Here is a 22,486-nt window from a genome sequence, read left to right on the forward strand (position 1 = left end):
TCGAACCCTACACGCATTCAGGCATGATCGACCGAAAAGGTATCAGAAAATGTCACGTGCAAATACTCACAGCCAATTCTCAGACGTCACCTGAATCAACGCAAATATTGAGTTGGCGCGTAGCCTGAACACATCAGCCTTTTCGAAACGACCTGGAGGAAACGGAGCACGATGTGAGCACGTCGCCCCCCACGGCCCGAGTGTTGACCACCGAGCGACTGACCCTGCGGCCATGGCGGATCGACGACGCACAGGCCGCGCTGGACGTCTACGGCCAAGCCGAGGTGACGCGCTGGCTCAGCCCCGACATGGACCGGGTGCCGGACCTGGCGGCCATGCGGTTGTGGCTGCAGCAGTGGATCGCGGAATGCGCCCGGCTGCGGGCACCGGCGGGCCGATGGGCGATCCAGCGGAACACCGACGACCAGGTGATCGGCGGCGCGATCCTGCTCCCGCTGCCGCCCGGCGACGAGGACCTGGAGATCGGCTGGCAGCTGCGCCCCGACGTCTGGGGCAACGGCTACGCCACCGAGACCGCCCACGCCATCGCCGGCTGGGCGTTCAGCCAGAACGTCGACGAGGTCTTCGCCGTCATCCGGCCCGGCAACGGCCGCGCCGCGGCGACCGTCCGGAACAACGGCATGCACTGGGTCGGCGAGACCACCAAGTACTACGGCATCGAACTGCAGGTGTTCCGCCTCCGGGTGGCCGACCTCGACCAGGCGGCGCCGAAGGCGCTCCAGCCGCTCAACATCAGCGGCGACTGACACCCTGTTCGCGGCACCGTCACTGGCGGGGCTCGGCTAACGTCACCAGCAGTCGAGCCAGCTCGACGTGCTCATCGGCTCGCCCCGGACCCCGGCGGCCACTTCTCCAGTCCCGCTGTCAGGAGTGCCGTCATGGCCGCCCCCGATTCCTTTTCCGCCGCTGACCGTCCACCGAGATCGATCGGCGTCTCCGACGTCGTTCGACTGGAGGCCGACACACACTCTTTGCGCGCCTTGGACTACCGGCTGGGCGGGGACGCCTGTCTCGACGCCGTTCGCACCAGGTTGCGGACCGGGCAGCTGATGCTCGAGGCGTCGGCCTCCGAATCGGTGCGGCAGCAGTTGCACGTCGCGCTGGCCGACCTGCACAACCTCGCCGGCTGGGTGTGCTTCGACGCCGGGCAGCCCGGTCCCGCCCGCGCGCACTTCACCCAGGCGCTCGAACTGGCCCGGCTCGGCCACCACGACGGGCTGGTCGCCAACATCTGCTACCGGCTCGGCCGCATGGGTCTGCACCACGAGGAACTCGGCGAAGCCGATGACCACTTCCAGCTCGGCCTGCTCGCCGCGACCCTGCCGGGCAACGAGATCGCGGCCAGCATCCTCACCGTGAACTCGGCGTGGACCCACGCCAAGCGCGGGGACGCGGCACTCGCGCACGCCGAGATCGAGCGCGGCAAAGACCTGTTCGCGGCTGCCGACCGCACCCATGTGCCCGACTGGGCGAGGTTCTTCACCGACACGGACCTGTCGGCCGCGATCGGCGCCATCCACACGGATCTGGCCCGCACCGCGGATCCGCGGCACGCCAAGACCGCGATTCCACTGCTCGTCGACGCGACCGACCACTACGACAACGACATGGCCCGCAGCCGCGCGTTCAGCCTCATCCTGCTGTCGATCGACCACCTGATCGAGCAGGACCTCGACCACGGCGTCGACGTCGGGTTCCGCGCGCTGGCATCCGCCGAGTGCCTGGCATCGGCGCGCGTCCGCGACCGCATCCGCCCGCTCGGCCGGTACGCGGAGCGACACCGTTCCCACGCGGGCGCACGGGAACTCACCGCGCGAATCGCGGCCTACGTCGCCGCGCCGGACAGCGGTGAAGCCTGGGGCTAGGGTCGGTTCACGAGAGCACAGCGGCGAGGAGTGACCGACATGGGCACGAATCGGCACTTGGACGTGGCGCAGCTGATCAACGAGACCGCCAGGGCCGACCGCGAGCCCGTCGGTGTCCGTCACGTCTGCCTCGCCTGCCGGATCGGGCTGAACGCGATCAGCGTCGGGGTGTACCTGGCCGGGACGGCCCAGCCGCTCGAGGTCGTCGGAGCAGCCGGGGACGAGTTCGCCGAGCTCCAGGTCATGGTGGGCGAGGGACCGGTCTCGGAGTCGTTGCGGCAGAACAGGCCGGTGTTCGCGGCCGACCTGGCGGACGACTGGAACGCCAGGCGCTGGCCCGTTTTCGCGTCCGCCGCGATCGCGGCGGGTGTGGCCGCGGTGTTCGTGATCCCGCTGGCGCTGGGAGGAATCACGTTGGGCGCACTGGAGATCTGCCGGGACGTCGACGGAGTTCTGTCCCCGGACGAGCTCGCGGACGCACTGCTGTTCGCGGACGCGGCGACAACGCTGTTGCTCCACCGGGCCGCGACGTCGACGGTGCCGGACAGCGGCGACCTGTCGCGCACCGAGCCGGAACGACGCTGGGGCGTGGTGCACCAGGCGACCGGCATGGTGTCGGTGCAGCTGGGCGCAGACCTCGGTGAGGCGTTCCTCCGGCTGCGCGCGCACTCCTACCTGACCGGTCGGCGCCTCTCGGATGTGGCGACGGACGTGGTCGCGCGCACACTGAGATTCGCCCCGGATACCAACCATGAGAAGTAGAGGTGAGCCACGTGTTGGACCGGCGGATCGCTCAGACCTTCGTCGACCTGGCGGACACGCTCGTGCTGGGGTTCGACGCCATCGACTTCCTGCACACCCTGACCGAGCGCTGCGTCGAGCTGATGGACGTCGACGCGGTCGGGATCCTGCTGGCCGACCAGCGGGGAGCGCTGAACCTGGTGGCCGCGTCCACCGAGCAGGCACGACTGCTGGAGCTGTTCCAGCTGCAGGCCGAGGAGGGACCGTGCCTGGACTGCTTCAACACCGGCCAGCCCGTGGGGTGCGCTGACCTGGCCGAGGAGCCGCAGCGCTGGCCGGCGTTCACGGTCGCGGCGCGCGAACAGGGGTTCGCCGCCGTCCACGCGGTGCCGATGCGGCTGCGCGAGCAGGTCGTCGGCGCGCTGAACCTCTTCCGGACCTCCCCCGGCGTCATCCCCGCGGACGCGATCGCGCTGGCGCAGTCCTTCGCCAACGTCGCGACGATCAGCATCCTGCAGGTTCGCGCGCTGCGGCACAGCGAGATGGTCGCGGAACAACTCCAGAACGCGCTCAACAGCCGCATCATGATCGAGCAGGCGAAGGGCATTCTGACCGAACGCATGCAGATCGGGATCGCCGACGCGTTCACGCTGATGCGGAACTACGCCCGCAACACCAACCAGTTCCTGTCGGACGTCGCACAACAGGTGATCGCGCGATCACCGGAGGTCGCCGAGCTGACGAGGGTCCAACGGCCGCGGTCGCGTCCGTAGAGAGGCGCCACCCGGCCCGGCGGCGTAACTTCGATGGTGCCGAGAGCATTTCGTGCGCCGGAAGCAGAACCGGCGCCGTCCTCGGCTTTCCCTGAGAACGGTCGTCCGACGGCCGGACGGGAGGTCCGGCGTGATGTCGGGCAAACGCTCTCACGCGGTCCCCGTGCGGACCATCCTGGCGGCCATCGGGCTGACGCTGGCCACGGTCGTGGCCGTGGTGTTCGTGATGCACGTCCAGCGCGTGCTGGTGTGGATGCTCATCGCGGTCGTCTTCACCGTCGCGCTCTACCCGGCGGTGGACTGGCTGGAGGACCACGTCCGGTGGTGCCGCCGTGCCCTGGCGACGCTGGTCGTGTTCCTCGCGGTCGTGCTGGTGGTCGGCGGCGTGCTCACGCTCTTCGCCGTGCCCCTCGCCGACCAGGGCACGCAGCTGGCGACGCGGCTGCCGGAGATGATCGCGGACGCACGCGGCGGCCGAGGCCCGGTCGGCACCCTGCTGGACCGCACCAACGCGCTGGAGTTCGCCCGCGACAACGAGGAGCGCATCCGGCAGTTCGCGACCGGACTCGGCACTCCCGCGCTGAACCTGCTCCGCAGCGCGGTCACCGGGATCATCGCGACCATCTCCATCTTCGTGCTGTCCTACCTCGCGGTGTTGCAGGGCCCCAAGGTGGTCGAGGGGACGCTCGCGCTGTTCCCGCCCCGCCGCGCGGACCGCATCCGCCGGGTTGGCCGCGAGTGCACGAAGACCATCACCGGCTACATCTCGGGCAACCTGCTCATCAGCGCGATCTGCGGTGTGCTCACCTACATCGTGCTGAAGATCTTCGGGGTGCAGTTCGCCGAGCTGATCGCGGTCTTCGTCGCCATCGCCGACCTGATCCCGCTCGTGGGCGCCACCATCGGCGCGGTGGTCGCGAGTGTCGCCGCGCTCATCCACTCCGTGCCAGCGGCCATCACCGTGGTCATCTTCTTCGTGGTCTACCAGCAGCTGGAGAACCACCTGCTGCAGCCGGTGATCTTCTCCCGGACGGTCCGGCTCAACCCGTTGACCGTGCTGGTCGCGCTGCTGCTGGCGACCGAGCTCGCCGGCGTACTCGGCGCACTGCTCGCCATACCCGCCGCGGGCATCATCCAGGTCGTTCTGCGCGACATCTGGAGCCACCGCGCCCCGAGCCCGGCCGTCGACGCTCACCGCCGGGTGCCGACCCAGCGGTACCGGTCTCGCATCAGCCCTGTCCGGCACCCCCGCGGAGGGCTACATTGAGGGAGCACTACCCGGTCGCACTGCTCCGTTGAGCCTGCGCAGGTTCGGCGGACGGGGATCGTGGTGGGTCGGGCATCGCCCCGGACCTTGGCGGCGCACGCGTAGATCCGCAGACGCGTCAAGGAGGCCGTAGTCATGTTCTCGCGAACGGTTTCTGTCAGCGCCACGCGCCTGTCAACCATTCGACAAGAGTCCTGAGTGGACTGTCCAGGAGCGACCGCGCTCCAGAGGCGTTCACAATCAGTCCGAATAGGACTGCCAGCGACTCTGAGCGGCACAACACGCCGCCCCTACCAAGGAGAACAAGACCCCATGACCGCCATCCTCCACCGCGTGTTGCCGAACCATCCCGCACGCGCGGCCGCCGCCCAACCCGCCCCGATCGTCACGGCGCACCCGCTCCAGCCAGATGTGGTCGTGCTGGCGGTGCGCGGTGAGGTGGACACGTGCACCGGCAGGCCGCTGCGCGATCGCCTCCTCGAACACGTGCGGTCCGGCGGTCCGCACCTGGTCATCGATCTCACCGCGGTCACCTTCCTCGGCGCGGCAGGCCTCACCGTCCTCGTCACCGTCAGGGACGCGGCGCTGGCGGCGGGACTCAGGGTGTGCCTGGTCGCACGCGCCCGCCCGGTTCTGCTACCGATGTCGATCACCGGACTGGACGCCGTGTTCGACATCCTCCCCGACATCGGCCTCGCCCTGATGCGCATGGGCAGCGGCCCGGACGGGTAACGACGGAAGGCGCAACCGGCGGTGTCGATTCAACTCTCGGCGTGATGGTCCACCCCGCGGGGCGGGACGAGGATGGCTGAGGGGGACGAATCGAGGAAAGGACCCATGCCATGCCACGCGTCACCGTCGGCGAGGAGAACGGGTACCCCGTCGAGATTCACTTCGAGGACTTCGGTTCCGGCCGTCCCGTCGTGCTGATCCACGGCTGGCCGCTGTCCGGCCGCTCGTGGGAGAAGCAGGTGCCCGCACTGGTCGACGACGGTTACCGGGTGATCACCTACGACCGCCGCGGCTTCGGTGCCTCGTCCCAGCCGTGGAGCGGCTACGACTACGACACGTTCGCCGCCGACCTGCACGCCCTGCTCCAGGAGCTCGACCTGACCGACGTCACGCTCGCCGGCTTCTCGATGGGCGGTGGCGAGGTCGCCAGGTACGTCGGCCGCTACGGCACGGACCGGGTGCGGCGCGCCGTCTTCGCGGGCGCCGTGCCGCCGTACCTGTTCAAGGCGCACGACAACCCCGAAGGCGGGTTGGACCAGGCCGCGGTGAACGGTTTCCACGACGGCCTCCGCGCCGACCGCGTCGCGTTCGTCGACCAGTTCCTGACGAACTTCTTCTCCGTGCGCGGCCGCACGGACCTGATCAGCGACGCACAACGGCACTACAACGTCGCGATCGCCACCGCGGCGTCACCGAAGGGCACGCTCGACTGCACGACCGCCTTCTCCACCACGGACTTCCGCGACGACCTCAAGGCGTTCGACATCCCGACGCTGGTCATCCACGGCGACTCCGACGCGATCGTGCCGTTCGAGGTCAGCGGGAAGCGCACCGCGGAGGCGATCCCGGACAGCAAGCTGGTGCTGGTGCAGGACGCGCCGCACGGGTTCAACGTCACGCACGCGGAGACGTTCAACGCGGAGCTGCTGGCCTTCCTGCGCTCATGAGCACCTTGACGCCGCGCCTGCCGGTCTCGACGAATCCGAGCCGCTCGTAGAGAGCCTGGGCGCGGTGGTTCGCCTCGATCACCTCCAGCACGAGCGGCTGGTCGCGGTGTCGCGCCTCGGCGAGCAGGTCCTCCACGAGCCGGGTGCCGACGCCGCGTCCCTGGTGGCCGGGGTGGATCTCGATGCGCGCGAGGCACACCTCGGCCGGACGGCGTTCGACGATCAGCACGCCTGCGTCCTGCCCGTCGACGACGATGATCTGCCAGGCGCCTGGGCGGAACGACTTCGCGTGGTGGTCCCGCTGGACGTCGTCGTCCCAGCCCCACGTGGCGGCGACGACGTCCCCCAGCGCGGCCTTGTGCAGCTGGAAGCACCACTCGTCGTCGGCGGGAGCGGCCGGGCGCAACGTGATGTCCACGGCGACACGCTAGGGCGCGGGCAGCCTGCCCGCGACCGCCTGCGCTAGTGCGGCGGCACCGTCGCACAGGGTGCCCGGATCGGCGATCTTGTCCTCCTCGAGGTACACCCGCAGCGACTCGATCATGGGCGGGGTGTCCTGGTACCGGCGGTGCACGATGCGCGCCGAACACGCGTCCGGCCAGTTCTCGATGCCCGCCTTGACGTACGCCTCGCGGTCCCCCGCGGTGATCCGGCGTCCGTTGCGGGCCGGATCCAGTGGCGGCTCCCGCATGAACTCGATGGTCACCTCCCGCCTGCCGGTGTCCCACGAGCAGCCCCAGCCACCCATCTCCGGGTACGCGGGCACCTCGGCGCCGACGGCCTTGAAGATGTCCGGACCCCGCAGCAGGGCGCAGGCGTCGACGTGCGCGAGGGACTGCGATGGGTAGGGCTGCTGGCGCCGCGGGATCTCGTGGTTCTTCATCAGCACGCGCTGGGCCTCGTTGCTCACGTCCGACGTCATCCCGCACAGGTCGACGGGCTTGGCGTCGACGTGGCTCGACGTGATCTGAACGAAGTTGCCGTCCGGGAGGAGCAGGTCGGTCGAGCACTTGCCGTCGCCGAGCGGGTAGCGCTTGGTCTCGACGTCGTCCGGCCTCGGTGGCAGCTCACCGAACAGGGCCGGCTGCTGGACCTTCAGCTCCACCCGCACCGCGTCGTTCTCGCCGGCGCCGAGCGGCACCCAGAGGTCGCACCGGTTGAAGAACTCGTGGTCGCGGACGATCTCCACGGGGAGCTCGGTGTAGCGGCGGAGCGCGGCCGGGTCGAGCAGCGCGCACGGGTCCATCGTGGCCGCGTCGCCGATGTAGTCCGGCCGTGACGCGACGGCGTACACCGCGGCGCCGGCGACCAGCAGCGCGACCGCGGCGGCCGCACCGATCACGAGTCCCCGGCGCGAACGGCGGCGCACGGCCACGGGCGGGGTCTCGCCGATGATCTCGCCGAGCAGCTCGGCCGCGCGCTGTGCCGCCGGCCGGGCGGCAGGCTGCCGTCGCATCAGCTCGCCGAGCACCGGCGCCAGCTCACCCTCGACCTGCTCCAGCTCGAACGCGAGGGCCCGGCGGAACTGGACCGAAGGCCCTGACGAGCCCCACGGCGAGCCGCCGGTGGTCGCGGCGAACAGGGTGGCGCCGAGCGCGAACACGTCTGCGGCGGCGAGCGCCTCCCGGCCGTCGGCGACCTCGGGCGCGAGGTAGCCGGGCGTGCCCGCGATCTCGCCGCCGCCGGTGCGCGTCACCTCGGACCACCTGGCGATGCCGAGGTCGCTGAGCTTCGCCGTGCCGTCGTCGGTCACCAGCACGTTGCCCGGCTTGACGTCCCGGTGCACCATGCCCTTCGCGTGCATGGCCGCCAGCGCGCTCGCGAGCTGCACCCCGATCCGCGCGGCCAGCCGCGGGTGCACCGGCCCGTCGGCCGCCACGACCTCGGACAGGCTGCGCGACGGCAGGTACTCCATCACCAGCCACCGCTCGTCGGCGTCGACGACCACGTCGAACACGGTCACGATGTTCGGGTGGTGCAGGCCGGCACCGATCCGCGCCTCCCGCCTGATCTGCCCGTTGTCCCCCGCGTGCGACTGTTTGAGAGCGACCGGCCTGCCGAGGTCACGATCAAGAGCGCGCCACACCACGCCCATCCCCCCGGCGCCGACCCGTTCCTCGAGCTCATAACGCTCTGCGATCACGCGGCCACGCACGAACGGATTCTAGGACGTTTCCCGACGAACCTGTATCTGTCGCGACAGTTCGCGCTTCTTGTTTGCCGAACCACGAACGGCACCGGAGGCGCCGCCATGTTGAAACGACGATCAAGTACACGGGGCATGAGACGCGTGCTCGCGTTGTCCCTGCTCACGGCTCTGGCCGCGGCTCTGGCCGTGGTAGCACCCGCGCACGCCGTCGTCCTGGTCAAGGCGACCGTGACGATCCACAACATCTGGGAGGTGAACTGCGACGACAACGACGGCGTTCTCGGCGACAGCTGCGGCAACGACTACTACGCCAAGGTCTTCTTCCCCGGCTCCGAGCAGGTGTCCCCGCGGGCACCCGACGACCGGACCGATGTCGAGCCGAACTGGCAGCTGTCGGCGAACATCGACCGCGACCTCGCGACGGTGCCGATCCGCATCCAGCTGTGGGACCACGACAGCACGAGCGGCGACGACCTGATCGACATCGCGCCGGGTGACTCGAACCTGGACATCAACCTCAACCCGCGCAACGGCGACTTCTCCGGTGACGTGCCGAGGCCGAACATCGGCTACGCCACGGGCAGCGGCGACGACTCGGCGGCGATCTTCTTCACCGTGACGTTCGGCGAGACCACCGACTTCGACCGCGACGGGCTGCACGACGGGCTCGAACGGTCCGGCGTCGCCATCGACAAGGCGGGCAACTTCCCGCAGTTCGGCGACCTGCGCGCGTTGGGCAGCAACCCCTGCCGCCCCACGATCCTGGTCGAGGTCGACTTCATGAACGGCCCGGACGCCAACGGTGACGGCAACCCGGACTACAACCACCGCCCGTCCGACGCGGCGGTCGCCGAGCTGACCACCATGTTCGACAACGGCGAGCTGGGAGCGGACGCACCGCGCTGCCCCTACCTCGGCGGCGACACGCGCACCGGCGCGCAGCTGATCATGGTCAGGGACGACCTGCTTCCGTTGACCGACGGAGTGGACTGGGACTCGGGTCCGATGACCGGCGAGGCGATCCGCAACGCGAACTTCGACGCGAAGCTGCGGCCGTACTTCCACTACTCGCTGTGGAACCACAACCAGCCGAACACCGCGACCGGGGTCAACACGAGCTCCGGGTTCTGCTGCTCGAACAGCGGCAAGGACGTGCTGGTGAGCCTCGGCTCGTGGACGGGCGGCGTCGGCACGACCCGCGAGCAGTCCGGCACCTTCGCGCACGAGCTCGGCCACGCGCTCGGCCTCGGGCACGGCGGTGACCAGGGCATCAACTGCAAGCCGAACTACCGCTCGGTGATGAGCTACGTCTACCAGACCACCGGTCTGCCGGACGACTTCCTGCCCGCCCCGACCGTCGACCTGAACGGGGACGGCCTCGTCGACAACCGGGACAAGCTGCGGCTGGACTACTCCCGCAACCAGGACTTCACGCTCAACGAGAACGACCTGCACGAGAGCATCGGCGTCGCCGGGCACGGCGAGGAGTTCTTCTGGGACGGCGACAACAACTCCGCGACGCCGTGGAAGCGTGCGAGGGGCGGCACTCCCATCGACTGGAACGACAACGGAACCATCGAGCAGACCGGGATCTCGGCCGACATCAACGCGATGAGCATCAGCGGTGACCAGGGATGTCCGAACGCGTCACCCGGTCAGGCGCTCACCGGTCACCACGACTGGGCGAACCTGAAGTTCAAGGGCCCGCTGCTGCCGCCGAGCGCGGGCGTTCCGTCGGACCACGAGACGACGAAGGAGAACGCCGACTACGTCACCAAGCAGGTGCGTGCCGCGATGAGCGTCGCGGACCTGAGCGTCGGTGTGACGGACTCGCCCGACCCGGTCGGCGCGGGCACGCAGCTCACCTACATGCTCTCGGTCACCAACCACGCGCCGATCAACTCCGCGCACAAGACGGTGCTGACGCAGACGTTGCCGTCGCAGGTGACGTTCGCATCGGCGTCCGCCGGGTGCTCGTCGGCGGGCGGCACCGTGACCTGCCAGCTCGGTGAGCTGGCGCCGGGGCAGTCGGTGTCCCGCACGGTCACCGTCAACGTCCCCGCGTCGCTCGTCAGTGACAACGGCGGGCCGCTCGACATCACGTCGTCGGCGAAGGTCGGGCACGACGGCCCGGACCTGGTTCCCGCCAACGACACCGCGTCGGCGTCGACGCGGGTGATCGCGATCGCCGACCTCTCGGTGACCAAGACGGCCGACCGGCCGTCCGGCACCGCGGGTGACGCGGTGAAGTACACGATCACCGTCGGCAGCACGGGTCCGTCGGTGGCGGGCGAGGTCGCCGTCACCGACGACCTGCCCGACCCGGCCGAGGGCGCGTTCACCGGCGCGACCGCGTCCGACGGCGGCACCTGCGCGCTCACCCCGTCCGGCGATCTCGGCTGCACGTGGCCGGGTGCGCTGGCTCCCGGCGAGACGCGCACCGCCACCGTGACGACCGTGGTCACGGACACCGGCGTGGCGCCTTCGCTGACCGACCGCGCCTCCGTCACGTTCGACGGAACGGACCCGGTGGCGGAGAACAACGCGGCGGCGGTGACGACAGCCGTCATCAAGGCACCGACGGCCATCGCGGCCAGGCCTGCCACCGCGACCGTGCGGATCGGGCCGGACCTCGGAGTGCACGTGTACATCGGTGAGCTGTCCGCGACGCTGACGCGCACGGACACCGGCAAGCCGGTGGTGGGGCGGGACCTGACGTTCACCGCCAACAACGGGCAGCGGTTGTGCGTCAGCAAGACCGACGCCAACGGTGTCGCGGTGTGCCGCGGCGTGATCACCTCGCTGCCCGCGCTGCTGTCGCTCGGGTACAAGGTGACGTCCACTGAGGACGGTCGTTACCTGGCGTCCAGCGGCAAGGCAGGGCTGATCCGCATCAACTGAGAAACCCGTCCGGGCCACATCAACGACCGTTGATGTGGCCCGGACGGCACCGTGCATGATGTAGGGGTGGAGTCCACCCGTGTGGACCGCTGGCTGTGGGCGGTCCGGCTGACCAAGACCCGCTCGGACGCCGCCGCGGCGTGCCGGGGCGGGCACGTGCGCGTCAACGACCGGCCTGCCAAGCCCGCCACCACGGTGGTGCCCGGCGACCAGGTGCGGGCCAGGGTCGGTGACACCACGAAGACCGTCGAGGTCGTCCGGGTCATCCAGAAGCGGGTGGGTGCGCCGGACGCCGCGACGTGCTTCATCGACCGGACGCCCAAGCCGCCGCCCGACGCCGCGATCCCGGTGGCCCGGCGGGACCGAGGAGCGGGCAGGCCGACCAAGCGGGAGCGGCGGGTGCTCGACAAGTTCAAGACCGGAATACCGCCGTCGGCCTAGGCCTTCTACTGATGTGCCGGAGGAACCGCTCGACGCGTACTCGCGTGTCGTCAGCACGGTGGCGCGCACGGTCACGCCACACGTGGCGAGCGTGCGCACGCTGACGGGCGGTGGGTCGGCCGTGGTGTTCGAAGCAGGACTGCTCCTCACGAACGCGCACGTGGTCGGCGAGGCGCGCAGCGGCAGGCTGACGTACTCCGACGGCTCGGACGCGTCGTTCGAGGTCAAGGGCTCGGACCCGCTGTCGGACCTGGCCGTGCTCGCAGCGCAGACCACACCCGACCCCGCCGAGCTCGGCGACGCGGACAAGCTCGTCGTCGGGCAGCTCGTCGTCGCCGTCGGAAGTCCGCTCGGGCTCGCGGGCACGGTCACCGCGGGTGTCATCAGCGCGCTGGGCCGGGCGTTGCCCGCCGGGCGGGGCCGGGCGACCAGGATGATCGAGGACGTCATCCAGACCGACGCCGCGCTCAACCCCGGCAACTCCGGCGGCGCACTCGCGGACTCGGCCGGCCGGGTCGTCGGGATCAACACGGCCGTCGCGGGGATCGGGGTCGGGCTCGCGGTGCCGGTCAACAGCACGACGCGGCAGATCATCGAGGCGTTGCACACCGAGGGCCGGGTGCGCTGGGCGTACCTCGGCATCGTCGGCGTGCCCGCGCCGTTGCCGGACCAGGTCGCCGACCGCACCGGTCAGCGCGCCGGGGTGCGGCTCGTCGAGGTGATTCCCGGCGGTCCCGCGGACCGGGCCGGGCTGCACGCGCACGACCTCGTCCTCACCGTCGGACGCAGGCAGGTCACCGACGCGCAGGGCATCCAGCGGCAGATGCTCGCCGAGGCGATCGGCGTCCCACTGCCGGTGACCGTGCTGCGGCACGGTGCGATGGTCGACGTGTTCGCCGTGCCGACCGAGCTCAGATGACCTCCGCCAGCGCGGACAGCGGCGGGAGGTCCAGCACGTCCTGCCGGAAGTCCGTTGCGGCGCAACGGAAGGACTTGCCAGCGAGTACGCGTGAGACGGCAGCGGCGAGCGCCTCCGCCGTCAGCCCGGCCACCTCGACCTGAACCCCCAGCCCGAGCTCCGCCACGCGATCCGCGTTCGGCGGCTGGTCGGCGAACAGCGGAACGGCCACCACCGGCACACCGGCCGACAGCGACTCGCGCACCCCGCTGTACCCGGCATGGGTCACGAACACCGAACAAGCTCCCAGCAACTCCTGTTGCGGCACAGTGGCAACGAGCTCCACAGTGGACGGACGCGGGCCGTCCCACGAAGCGACGTCGCCCACCACGACCACCGCGCGCACGGGCAACGACCCCAACGCCTCGACAGTGATGTGCAGCAGGCGGGACGACGTAGCCAGCATGGCGTGCACGTTCGATCCGAACGAGGCCAGCACCAGCGGCACGTCGGACCCACCGGCCGGAGGAACCCCCACGCGGAAGTAGTGGTGCGCGGGGGTGCGCAGCTCCGGCGGATACCACCGCTCGGGCAGCAACCCGGCCGTGAACACCGGCGCGGAAGCCGCCCCGGAGCGCAGCACATCCAGCTGCGCCGCCAAGTCCGGTATCAGCGGCGTGAGCAACGGCGCGATGTCGAGCACGCCGTGCGGCACGCCAAGGGCCTCGGCCACGAGCTGGCCGCCGTACTCGTTGTTCTCCCGCACGATCAGGTCCGGCTGCCAGGCACGAGCCACGTGCAGCAGGGCGTCCGCGAACCCGCCGGTGAACGCACCGACGAAGAGCGGGAGAGGCAGCTGCCCCGTCACCTCGGGCCGCCACCCCATGGCCGACATGTCTCCCGGCGACGGCACGTCGGGCAGCACCAGCACCGGCAGCCCGAGCCGCGACACCTCGTCGGCCACCGCGGGCCCGGTGGCGAGAACGACCCTGTGCCCAGCGCGTTGCAACGCCAGCGCCGCGGGCACCAGTGCGGGTACGACGTGGGACCGGATGGGCAGTGCGGTGAACAGAACGCGCATCCCACCACTACAGCCGAGAACGGCCGGGCACCCGCACCGGGATTCCGGCCAGCGGACCCAGTGCGGTGACCACAATCCTCACCGGCAATTCCGCGCCCAGGGGGCCTGGACACGAAATGGCACGGCAAGGGTTAGTGATCACCGCACTAGAGCAGCCGCGACCGCACGAGGAACCGCACACCCAGCGGTGCCTCCAGGGAGAACCCGCTCCCCCGCCCCAGCACCACGTCGATCGTCAGGTGCGTGTGCCGCCAGTACTCGAACTGCGCCGCCGACATCCACACCGGCACCGCGAGGTCGTCGACGACCAGGTCCCCGAGGTGGACGTCGGACGCTCCGGTGCGGAACTCCCCTGCGGGGAAGCACATCGGCGCGCTGCCGTCGCAGCAGCCGCCGGACTGGTGGAACATCAGCGGTCCGTGGTCGGCGACGAGGCGGCGGATCAGGTCCGCCGCCTCGTCCGTCAGTGCGACCCGCTCCATCAGAAGAAGCCCTGCGCGTCCTGCCCGTAGCTGACGAGCAGGTTCTTCGTCTGCTGGTAGTGGTCGAGCATCATGCGGTGGTTCTCGCGCCCGATGCCGGAGTTCTTGTACCCGCCGAACGCGGCGTGCGCGGGATAGGCGTGGTAGTTGTTCACCCACACCCGCCCGGCCTGGATGTCGCGGCCCGCCCGGTACGCCACGCCACCGTCCCTCGACCACACGCCGGCGCCGAGCCCGTAGAGCGTGTCGTTCGCGATCTTCATGGCGTCGTCGTACGAGTCGAACCTGGTCACCGACACGACCGGCCCGAAGATCTCCTCCTGGAAGATCCGCATCTTGTTGTCGCCCTCGAAGATCGTCGGCGTGACGTAGTAGCCGCCGGACAACTCGCCGCCGAGGTCGGCGCGTTCGCCACCGGTGACGAGGCGGGCACCTTCCCGCTTGCCGATGTCGATGTACGCCAGGATCTTCTCCAGCTGGTCGTTGCTGGCCTGCGCGCCGATCATCGTGTCGGTGTCGAGCGGATGACCCTGCCGGATCGCCTTGGTGCGCTCGGTCGCGTCGCTCAGGAAGCGGTCGTAGATGCCGCTCTGGATCAACGCGCGGGACGGGCACGTGCACACCTCGCCCTGGTTGAGAGCGAACATCGTGAAGCCCTCCAACGCCTTGTCGTAGAAGGCGTCCTGGTGCGCGGCGACGTCGCTGAAGAAGACGTTCGGGCTCTTGCCGCCCAGCTCCAGCGTCACCGGGATGATGTTCTCGCTGGCGTACTGCATGATCAGTCTGCCGGTGGTCGTCTCACCGGTGAACGCGACCTTCGCGACCCGGCTGCTCGACGCCAGCGGCTTGCCCGCCTCCACGCCGAAGCCGTTCACGACGTTGACCACGCCGGGCGGCAGCAGGTCCGCGATGAGCTCCATCAGCACGTGGATCGACGCGGGCGTCTGCTCGGCGGGCTTGAGCACGACCGCGTTGCCTGCGGCCAGCGCCGGCGCGAGCTTCCACGTCGCCATGAGCAGCGGGAAGTTCCACGGGATGATCTGGGCGACCACGCCCAGCGGCTCCTGGAAGTGGTAGGCGACGAGGTCGTCGCTGATCTGCGAGATGCCGCCCTCCTGCGCCCGGATCACGCCCGCGAAGTAGCGGAAGTGGTCGACCGCGAGCGGCAGGTCGGCGGCGAGCGTCTCGCGGATCGGCTTGCCGTTCTCCCACGTCTCCGCGACGGCCAGCAGCTCGAGGTTGTCCTCGATGCGGTCCGCGATCTCGTTCAGCACGTTCGCGCGCTGCGCGACCGGCGTCCGCCCCCACGCCGCGGACGCGCCGTGCGCCGCGTCCAGCGCCCGCTCGACGTCCTCCGCCGTGCCGCGCGCGACCTCGGTGAACACCTCGCCGGTGACCGGGGTCGGGTTGGCGAAGTACTCGCCCTTGGCCGGTCGGACGTAGTCGCCGCCGATGAAGTGGTCGTACCGATCGCGGTACGTCACCAGGCTGCCGGGCTGTCCGGGCGCCGCGTACTTCGCCATGTCTAACCTCCCGCTTTGGATGGACCGCAACGTAGATACCTGCGGGTTTCACCGACGTTGCACGCGATCGGACTAGTGCCGTGGCCGTCAGCCTTCGCCCCGTATTCGGCCGTCAGACGGGTGCGTCGCGGTGCCGGCCCCGCGTCCTCATCCTGTTTGGCTGTGGGCGTGGGGCCGGTGCCGCGAGGCGCCCTGCTGAGCGTCGAAGACGCGGCGAAGGCTGGCGGTCACGGCACTAGTTGCCAAAGCAACGAGATGCGGTCACCCTGTCCAGATGGATCCGCGCGAGGCGGTGGTCGACGGCACGCCGGGCGCACGCCCGCTGATCGTCGAGTCGTGGCGACGCTCGCTCGCCGCCCGCGTCAACCCCGACGGCCACGAGGCGCCGGTCGTGTTCGCACCGGACGAGGTCGCGTTCCGCCGCGAAACCCACCCGCTCGCCGCGACCATGCCCACGCTGCGCTCGACGCTGGTCAGCATCGCCGACGAGGCGTCCCACATCATGATCGTCACCGACGCGGACGGCCACATCCTGTGGTGCGAGGGAGCCGCCCCGATCCGCGGCCGCGCCGAACGCGTGCACCTCACCGAGGGCTCGCGGTGGAGCGAGGACGCCATCGGCACGAACGCCATGGGCACCGCCTTGGCCACCGGCCGCCCGGTCACCGTGCACTCCGCCGAGCACCTGGTGCGGACCTACCACGGCTGGACGTGCGCGGCGAGCCCCGTGCGCGACCCGGACACCGGCCGCATCATCGGCGTCGTCGACGTGAGCGGACCGGTCACCGCACTGCACCCCGCCGTGGTCGGCCTGGTGTCGGCCTCCGCACAGCTGGCGGAAGGCCTCCTGTTCGCGCGGCTCGCGGCCGCCGACGAACGTCTGCGCTCGGCGAACATGCACCACCTGACGGCGTTGCGCGGCGCGCCAGGCGCTCTGCTCAGCCCGACCGGGCGCGTTCTGGCGTCCACTGTGGACATCGGTAGCCGGGTGGACGTGCTGGCGCCGTGCGGCGTGCTGGAGCCGTTGGAGTCCGGCTACCTGCTGCGGCTGGCCGCGCGCGGGTTGCCGGTGGTGTCACTGCGCTTCCTGGGTGGCGTTGCGGCTGCTGTGGACGGTCGGCCGCTGTCGTTGACCTTGCGGCATGCCGAGGTGTTGACCGCGCTGGCGTTGCACCCGTCCGGGCTGACCGCCGACCAGCTGGCGCTGCTGCTCTACGGCGAGCGCGGCAACCCGGTGACCGTGCGCGCCGAGCTGCACCGGCTGCGGGCTCAGCTCGGTGACGTGCTGCTCACCAAGCCCTACCGGCTCGGGGCTGACGTGCGTGCGGACTTCCTGACCGTGCGGTCCGCTCTCCGTTCCGGTGACCCGCTCGTCGCTGCCTTTGCTTACCGGGGGCCGCTGCTGCCCGCGTCCGAGGCGCCGGTCGTGCTGGCTGAGCGGGAGGAGTTGGCCGTCGGGGTTCGGCGTGCTGCGCTCACCCGTGGCGATGTGGATGCGTTGTGGTCGTTGGCTCAGACCGGTGAGGATGCTGAGGTGCTCGAGCGGCTGGTCCGCGTGCTGCCCGCTTGCGACCCCAGGCAGCCGGTTGCCGAGACGCGGCTGCGGCGGGCGCTCCGGCCCGACTGAGGGTGCGGGGTTGCCGGGCTTCGCTCGGACCACGAGTGATGCCTCCTCCGTCGGCGTCACTCGTACCGAATTCTTGGGTGGCTTCGCGCCGGGGTCCCGATCCGGCGGTCATCTTTCGTTTTTCTGGTCGCGTTGGGCCCGTGGTTGGCGGGCGGTGGCTGGGCTTGGCCTTGCTTTCTCGGGACCCTGGTTGCCGTTGTGGCTCTTTCCCTGCTCACTGTGGTGTGCGGGGTTGCCGGGCTTCGCCCGGACCACGAGTGATGCCTCCTCCGTCGGCGTCACTCGTACCGAATTCTTGGGTGGCTTGGCACCGGGGTCCGGTCGTCCCGACTGACTGGCGTGCTCACGCAAGGGTCCCCGCCCAGGGGCACCCTGATTCCATTTTCCCAGCGAGCACCGACAATTTCGGGCCTTCACGAGCCAGTTGTCCACAGGCACGAGCCCTGACGCGCGGCCTTCACTCCGCGTACCGCGCCGAAAGCTCAGCACCGATCCGCCCCAACTGCGCCTGAACCGCGGCAGGCTCCACCACCTCGACCATCCCACCCCACCCGGCGAGGTGCCGCGCGATGTCCAACGGCGTAGGCGCGCCGACCCGCACCCGCACCCGCCCATCAGCCAGCGACTCCTCAGTAGAGCAATGCCGCCCGAACTGATCACGCAGCACCCGCTCGAACCGCGCATCCAGCAGCACAACAGCCCACGTCCGCGACCGCCGCTCCTCGACCTCGCCGACAACCGTCTCCCAAGCCTCGTTCAACGCGAAAGACGACGGCCGCGAGAACGTCCCAGAAGTAACCGAGGCGGACACGATCCGGTCCACGCGAAAGGTGCGCTGCCCGCGCGCGGTCCCGGCGATCAGGTACCAGATGTCGTCCTTGTCGACGAGCCCCCACGGGTCGACGAGCCGCGTGGACTGTTCGCGTGCGCCGCTGGTGTAGACGAGTTCGACCTGGCGCCTGCGGATCACCGCGTCCTGCAGCAGGTCGACCATCTCGGGGCGCCGGCGATCGCGTTCGCCCCACCGGGTCGGGTCGATCATCGTGGCGCCCGCGGCGGCCTCGGCGTCCGCGCGCAGCGTCTGCGGCAGAGCGCGCACGAGTTTGCGCAGAGCCGCCTTGGCCTCACCGGGCACGGCCGCGGCCGGGCCGACCAGCAGGAACAACGCCTGCGCCTCGGTGGAAGACAACCCGCTCAGGTCGGTCCGGGCACCGCCGACCAGCGACCACCCGCCGCCGCGCCCAGGCTGCGGGTACACCGGGATGCCCGCCGCGGACAGCGCCTCCAGGTCGCGGCGGGCCGTCGCGACGGACACCTCCAGCTCGTCCGCCAGCTCGGCGGCGGTCACCCGGCCGCGCGCCTGCATCAGCAGGAGGGCGGCGACTAGACGGTCTGCGCGCATGTCAGGAAGTTTCTCCGTAAAAGTGCTCAGTTGATGAGCACTTTAGGCCGGAGGATGGAGACAACAACAGAGCAGAGGAGCCCACGATGTTGCGAGGACTCACCACCGTCACCTTCTTCGCCGACGACGTCCCGGCCGCGGTCGCCTGGTACACGCAGGTGTTCGGCGCCGAGCCCTACTTCCAGCGGCCCGTCGAAGGCACCCCCGCGTACGTCGAGTTCCGGGTCGGCGACTACCAGCACGAGTTCGGCATCCTCGACAACCGGTTCTGCCCGCACCCCACCGGCACGACGGGCGGCGCGGTCGTCTACTGGGCCGTCGACGACGTCCAGGCCGAGTTCGACCGGCTGATCGGGCTCGGTGCGACCGTCCACGACGAGCCGACCGAGCGCGGGCCCGGTTTCACCACCGCGTCCGTGGTCGACCCGTTCGGCAACGTGCTCGGCGTCATGTTCAACCAGCACTACCTCGACGTGCTCGGAGGCCGGAAGTGATCACGTTCCACGCACGCACAACGGACGAATGGCGAACGTGGCTGGAGCAGAACGGCCAGGAGGCAGAGGAGATCTGGCTGATCATCCACCACGCCGACAGCCCGACGCCCAGCCCGCGCTACCACGAGGCCATCGAGCACGCGCTGTGCTTCGGCTGGATCGACGGGCTCCACCGGAAGCGCGACGAGCACAGCTCGCAGCTCCGGTTCACGCCGCGCACCCCGCGCAGCAGCTGGAGCGCGGTGAACCGGGAACGCGCGCGGCGGATGACCGAGCAGGGGCTGATGACCGACGCCGGTCAGGCCACGATCGACCTGGCCAAGGCGAAGGGCACCTGGGAGGTCGACGCGACCATGCCTGCGGAACTACGCGACCTGCTCGCAAACAACAACACCGCGAGCTCGAACTTCGACCGCTTCCCGCCGTCGTCGAAGCGGCTGATCCTGGAGTGGATCGCGACCGCGAAGAAGCCGGAGACCAGGCAGAAGAGGATCACGCAGACGGTCGAGCTCGCCGAGCGCAACGTCCGCGCGAACCACCGGTAGATCACCGGTCAACCGAGGCGAGGACCCGCGCCACCCCGGCGCGGGACCGCACCTCCAGCTTCGCGAAGATCCGCGACAGGTGGCCCTCGACGGTCTTCTCCGCCATCCGCAGCTGCCGCGCCACCTGCCGGTTGGTCAGCCCCTCCCCGACCAGCTCGGCGACCTGCCGCTCGCGCTTCGTCAACGTCCCCAGCCCATCACCCACCGGCAAGACCGCGACTCCACATTCGGCGAACAACGCCCGCGCCCGCCGCGCACCGGCCTCACCGCCGAGCGCGAGGTACGCCTGCGCTTCCTCAAGCCGTTGTCCCGCAGAGGAAAACCGGGAAACCGCAGCGGAGGCGCGCGCAGTAGCCGACTCGCCGCGCGCCGCGTGCACGTGCGCCCACGCGAGGTCGGCGAACCCGAGACAACCGGGCAGCCCCAACGACTCCGCGGCGACGGAAGCCTGAGTCGCCCACGGAACCGCGTCCTCACCCGCACCGATCGCGGCCCGCACGATCAGCTCGTACATCTCCGGCCGGTACGCGAGCGGAACCCGTGGCAGCTCGAGGCCGCCGCCCGCCGAGGTCAGCTCGAACAACGCGGCCTCGTGCGAGCCCGCGGCCAGCAGCGCGTGACCGACGCGCAGGCGGGCGATGGTCGGGTGCCAGCCCTCGAACGCGCGCGCCACGTCCACCGCCTGCCGCGCGACCTCCAGCCCGCGCACGTGGTCACCACGCAGGGTCAACAGCCACGAGTGCACGGCGAGCGTCAACGCGTGCAGGTCGGCGCTGCCGCTGAGGTACGCGACCTCGGCCGACTCCTCGGCGCCCGCCTCGGCCTCGGCGAGACATCCCAGCCACCGCAACGAGTTCGCGCGGCCCAGCAGCAGGTTGCCGAGCATGTGGTGCTGGCCGGTCGACAGCGCGACGGACAAAGCGCGTTCGTAGTGGCGCAAGGCATCGCGGTTGCGGCCGAGGCGCAGCTCGCTCCACGCCACCCACACCACCGACTCCAGGCGTTCCGCGACGGCCTGGTCGGTCGCGCCGTCCACGGCCGAAGCGGCCGGGCCGAGGTGGCGAGCGTCGCCACCGACCAGCGCGGTCACGCCGTTCGCGCCCGCTTCGAGCACGGTGTCGCCGGACGCGCGGGCCTGCGCGCGGACGTCGTCGAGCAGCGTCGTGATCACGTCCGCCGACTCGAGCACCTGCAGCAGCGACACGGCGAGCACGAGCTTCAGCACGGCGGCGGACGCGGTGTCGTGCGTCATGATCGCCAGCTCGCGCGCGGCCAGCGCGCGCACCTCGGCGTGCTTGCCGAGCGCGCGTTCGACGTGCGCGCAGAACGCCACGACGCGCAGTCGATCAGGGTGGTCGGCGGGCAGCACCGCGAGCAAACCGTGCAGCGCCGCACGGCTTTCCGGCAGCCTGCCGGAAAGCCCGAGCGCGCGGGCGTGGCCCCAGCGCAGCTCCCAGCGCTCCTCGTCGCTCAGTTCCAGCGCGGTCGCGAACCAGTGTGCCGCCGTGGCGGGCGCGCGGTGCACGACGTCGTGCGCGGCCGACGACAACACCGCCACCGCGCCGTGATCACCGCGGCGAGCGGCGTGCTCCACGTGGTGCGCCCGCGTTTCCGCAGGCGCGCCAAGGCGTTCGAGCACCAGCGCTGCGCGCGAGTGCGTGCTGTGCCGGACGGCCGCGGGCGCCGAGTGGTACGCGACGTTGCGCACGGTCGGATGGCGGAACCGGTAGGTGCGCAGGTCGTTCTCCGGGCGCACCAGGTCCGCGGTCATCAGTTCGTCCAGTGCGCCAAGGGTTTCCTCGACGCTGAGGTTCGCGACCTCGGCCACCAGGTCCGGTTCGAACGGGTCGGCGGTGACCGCCGCGATCTGCAGCAGCCTGCGCGTCTGGGGTCTCAACGCGTCCATCTCACCGCGCAGCGCCGCGTCCACCGACGCCGACCCGCCCGACAACGCCTCCAGGTAGAACGGGTTGCCGCCGGCCGCCTCGAACAGCGCACCGCACTGGCCTGCGGGCACGCCGAGCAACGCGGCCGCGTCGTCCAATGCGAGCGGGCCCAGTTCGATGTGCACGACCGACGCGCAGTCCAGCCGCAGCTGGCGAGGCCGGTAGGCGCACGCGACGAGCACGCCGCGCGGCCGATGGCGCACCAGGTGGTGCACCAGCTCGATCGACGCGGTGTCCGCCCAGTGCAGGTCGTCCAGCACGAGCAGCAGGCCGCCGTCCGCGCCGAGCCGTTCGAGCAGTGCGCGGACCTCGCGGTGCAGCGCGTGCCGCCCAGCCGCGGACAGGTCGGCACCGGCGGTCCAGTGGTCGGCGAGCGCGTCGGCGAACACGCCGAACGGGATGCTCCGCTCGAACTCGCCGACCCGGCCGGCCAGCACCGTCATCCCCGCGGCGGCCGCACGTTCCGCGGCCCACGCGAGCAGCGTCGACTTGCCCATGCCGGGATCACCGGACACCGCCACGACGCCGGTCCCGGACGCGATGCACCCCTCGAGCACCGCCTCCTCACCCGACCTGCCCACCAGGGGCACCCGAGGGTTTTCCCTCGTAGCGACGCGAACCCCGCCACTGCCAGCCTTCTGCCAGGACAGC

The 22,486-nt window shown here is 70.5% G+C and carries 20 protein-coding genes; 13 read left to right on the forward strand and 7 right to left on the reverse strand.

Annotated elements, in window-relative coordinates:
- The first annotated feature begins 203 nt into the window (after positions 1-203).
- The 7 genes from FKR81_RS31825 to FKR81_RS31855 all read left to right on the forward strand — a co-directional run bounded on the left by FKR81_RS31825 (position 204) and on the right by FKR81_RS31855 (position 6,346).
- Positions 204-767 (forward strand): GNAT family N-acetyltransferase, encoded by a 564-nt coding sequence (locus FKR81_RS31825; protein WP_235921877.1) that lies wholly within the window; start codon positions 204-206, stop codon positions 765-767.
- 234 nt (positions 768-1,001) lie between these two features.
- Positions 1,002-1,886 (forward strand): hypothetical protein, encoded by an 885-nt coding sequence (locus tag FKR81_RS31830; protein ID WP_146357628.1) that lies wholly within the window; start codon positions 1,002-1,004, stop codon positions 1,884-1,886.
- A 39-nt stretch (positions 1,887-1,925) separates the two neighbouring features.
- Positions 1,926-2,648: a GAF and ANTAR domain-containing protein gene (locus FKR81_RS31835; RefSeq protein ID WP_146357630.1), complete on the forward strand. Its 723-nt coding sequence runs from the start codon at positions 1,926-1,928 to the stop codon at positions 2,646-2,648.
- Between the two features lie 2 nt (positions 2,649-2,650).
- On the forward strand, positions 2,651-3,400 hold the full coding sequence (locus FKR81_RS31840) for a GAF and ANTAR domain-containing protein (RefSeq protein WP_222598474.1): 750 nt from the start codon (positions 2,651-2,653) through the stop codon (positions 3,398-3,400).
- Between the two features lie 163 nt (positions 3,401-3,563).
- The gene (locus FKR81_RS31845) at positions 3,564-4,667 is read left to right on the forward strand and encodes an AI-2E family transporter (protein ID WP_222598475.1); all 1,104 of its coding nucleotides are present in this window, start codon (positions 3,564-3,566) and stop codon (positions 4,665-4,667) included.
- Positions 4,668-4,979: 312 nt separating this feature from the next.
- Positions 4,980-5,399, forward strand: a complete 420-nt coding sequence (locus tag FKR81_RS31850; protein ID WP_146357634.1) for an STAS domain-containing protein — start codon at positions 4,980-4,982, stop codon at positions 5,397-5,399.
- Between the two features lie 110 nt (positions 5,400-5,509).
- Positions 5,510-6,346 carry an alpha/beta fold hydrolase gene (locus tag FKR81_RS31855; RefSeq protein WP_146357636.1) on the forward strand — a complete coding sequence of 279 codons (837 nt, stop codon included), beginning with the start codon at positions 5,510-5,512 and terminating at the stop codon, positions 6,344-6,346.
- On the opposite strand, the gene FKR81_RS31860 is transcribed toward FKR81_RS31855, so the two are convergent.
- Complete coding sequence (locus FKR81_RS31860; protein WP_146357638.1) at positions 6,312-6,764, reverse strand: GNAT family N-acetyltransferase; 453 nt, start codon at positions 6,762-6,764, stop codon at positions 6,312-6,314. The two genes, FKR81_RS31855 and FKR81_RS31860, sit on opposite strands and share 35 nt — an antisense overlap.
- 9 nt (positions 6,765-6,773) lie before the next feature.
- On the reverse strand, positions 6,774-8,501 hold the full coding sequence (locus FKR81_RS31865; protein WP_146357640.1) for a serine/threonine-protein kinase: 1,728 nt from the start codon (positions 8,499-8,501) through the stop codon (positions 6,774-6,776).
- A gap of 126 nt (positions 8,502-8,627) precedes the next feature.
- On the opposite strand from FKR81_RS31865, the gene FKR81_RS31870 reads away from it, so the two are divergent.
- The 3 genes from FKR81_RS31870 (at position 8,628) to FKR81_RS31880 (ending at position 12,756) form a co-directional block, all read left to right on the forward strand.
- A complete protein-coding gene (locus FKR81_RS31870) occupies positions 8,628-11,396 on the forward strand; it encodes a DUF11 domain-containing protein (protein WP_186763286.1) in 2,769 nt (922 codons plus the stop codon).
- Between the two features lie 66 nt (positions 11,397-11,462).
- Entirely contained in the window at positions 11,463-11,837 is a 375-nt protein-coding gene (locus tag FKR81_RS31875; protein WP_186763287.1) for an RNA-binding S4 domain-containing protein, read from the forward strand.
- A 13-nt stretch (positions 11,838-11,850) separates the two neighbouring features.
- Positions 11,851-12,756: a S1C family serine protease gene (locus FKR81_RS31880; RefSeq protein WP_146357644.1), complete on the forward strand. Its 906-nt coding sequence runs from the start codon at positions 11,851-11,853 to the stop codon at positions 12,754-12,756.
- Here FKR81_RS31880 and FKR81_RS31885 read toward each other — a convergent pair.
- The 3 genes from FKR81_RS31885 to exaC form a co-directional block, all read right to left on the reverse strand.
- Positions 12,749-13,816, reverse strand: coding sequence for a glycosyltransferase (locus FKR81_RS31885; protein WP_146357646.1), 1,068 nt, complete (start codon positions 13,814-13,816; stop codon positions 12,749-12,751). The genes FKR81_RS31880 and FKR81_RS31885 overlap by 8 nt on opposite strands.
- Before the next feature lie 146 nt (positions 13,817-13,962).
- Positions 13,963-14,298 (reverse strand): DUF779 domain-containing protein, encoded by a 336-nt coding sequence (locus FKR81_RS31890; protein WP_222598476.1) that lies wholly within the window; start codon positions 14,296-14,298, stop codon positions 13,963-13,965.
- Positions 14,298-15,821, reverse strand: coding sequence for an acetaldehyde dehydrogenase ExaC (gene exaC, locus FKR81_RS31895; RefSeq protein ID WP_146357648.1), 1,524 nt, complete (start codon positions 15,819-15,821; stop codon positions 14,298-14,300). Before exaC ends, FKR81_RS31890 begins: the two co-directional genes overlap by 1 nt.
- A gap of 274 nt (positions 15,822-16,095) precedes the next feature.
- On the opposite strand from exaC, the gene FKR81_RS31900 reads away from it, so the two are divergent.
- Positions 16,096-17,448 carry a helix-turn-helix domain-containing protein gene (locus FKR81_RS31900; protein WP_146357650.1) on the forward strand — a complete coding sequence of 451 codons (1,353 nt, stop codon included), beginning with the start codon at positions 16,096-16,098 and terminating at the stop codon, positions 17,446-17,448.
- Positions 17,449-17,905: 457 nt separating this feature from the next.
- Here the strand turns inward: FKR81_RS31900 and FKR81_RS31905 are convergent, their stop codons facing one another.
- Positions 17,906-18,850, reverse strand: a complete 945-nt coding sequence (locus FKR81_RS31905; RefSeq protein ID WP_146357651.1) for a helix-turn-helix transcriptional regulator — start codon at positions 18,848-18,850, stop codon at positions 17,906-17,908.
- 86 nt (positions 18,851-18,936) lie between these two features.
- On the opposite strand from FKR81_RS31905, the gene FKR81_RS31910 reads away from it, so the two are divergent.
- The gene (locus tag FKR81_RS31910) at positions 18,937-19,344 is read left to right on the forward strand and encodes a VOC family protein (protein ID WP_146357653.1); all 408 of its coding nucleotides are present in this window, start codon (positions 18,937-18,939) and stop codon (positions 19,342-19,344) included.
- The gene (locus FKR81_RS31915; RefSeq protein WP_146357655.1) at positions 19,341-19,889 is read left to right on the forward strand and encodes a YdeI/OmpD-associated family protein; all 549 of its coding nucleotides are present in this window, start codon (positions 19,341-19,343) and stop codon (positions 19,887-19,889) included. The genes FKR81_RS31910 and FKR81_RS31915 overlap by 4 nt, the downstream gene beginning before the upstream one ends.
- Before the next feature lies 1 nt (position 19,890).
- Here FKR81_RS31915 and FKR81_RS31920 read toward each other — a convergent pair whose 3' ends face one another.
- Positions 19,891-22,416 carry an AAA family ATPase gene (locus FKR81_RS31920; protein ID WP_186763288.1) on the reverse strand — a complete coding sequence of 842 codons (2,526 nt, stop codon included), beginning with the start codon at positions 22,414-22,416 and terminating at the stop codon, positions 19,891-19,893.
- Between the last annotated feature and the right edge of the window lie 70 nt (positions 22,417-22,486).

The sequence above is a fragment of the Lentzea tibetensis genome, from assembly GCF_007845675.1.
GTDB lineage: Bacteria > Actinomycetota > Actinomycetes > Mycobacteriales > Pseudonocardiaceae > Lentzea > Lentzea tibetensis.

Coding starts and splice junctions, on each gene's coding strand:
- FKR81_RS31850 (WP_146357634.1), top strand. CDS start 4,980: ATGACCGCCATCCTCCACCGCGTGTTGCCGAACCATCCCGCACGCGCG.
- FKR81_RS31855 (WP_146357636.1), top strand. CDS start 5,510: ATGCCACGCGTCACCGTCGGCGAGGAGAACGGGTACCCCGTCGAGATT.
- FKR81_RS31835 (WP_146357630.1), top strand. CDS start 1,926: ATGGGCACGAATCGGCACTTGGACGTGGCGCAGCTGATCAACGAGACC.
- FKR81_RS31870 (WP_186763286.1), top strand. CDS start 8,628: ATGAGACGCGTGCTCGCGTTGTCCCTGCTCACGGCTCTGGCCGCGGCT.
- FKR81_RS31900 (WP_146357650.1), top strand. CDS start 16,096: ATGGATCCGCGCGAGGCGGTGGTCGACGGCACGCCGGGCGCACGCCCG.
- FKR81_RS31885 (WP_146357646.1), bottom strand. CDS start 13,816: ATGCGCGTTCTGTTCACCGCACTGCCCATCCGGTCCCACGTCGTACCC.
- FKR81_RS31910 (WP_146357653.1), top strand. CDS start 18,937: ATGTTGCGAGGACTCACCACCGTCACCTTCTTCGCCGACGACGTCCCG.
- FKR81_RS31890 (WP_222598476.1), bottom strand. CDS start 14,298: ATGGAGCGGGTCGCACTGACGGACGAGGCGGCGGACCTGATCCGCCGC.
- FKR81_RS31905 (WP_146357651.1), bottom strand. CDS start 18,850: ATGCGCGCAGACCGTCTAGTCGCCGCCCTCCTGCTGATGCAGGCGCGC.
- exaC (WP_146357648.1), bottom strand. CDS start 15,821: ATGGCGAAGTACGCGGCGCCCGGACAGCCCGGCAGCCTGGTGACGTAC.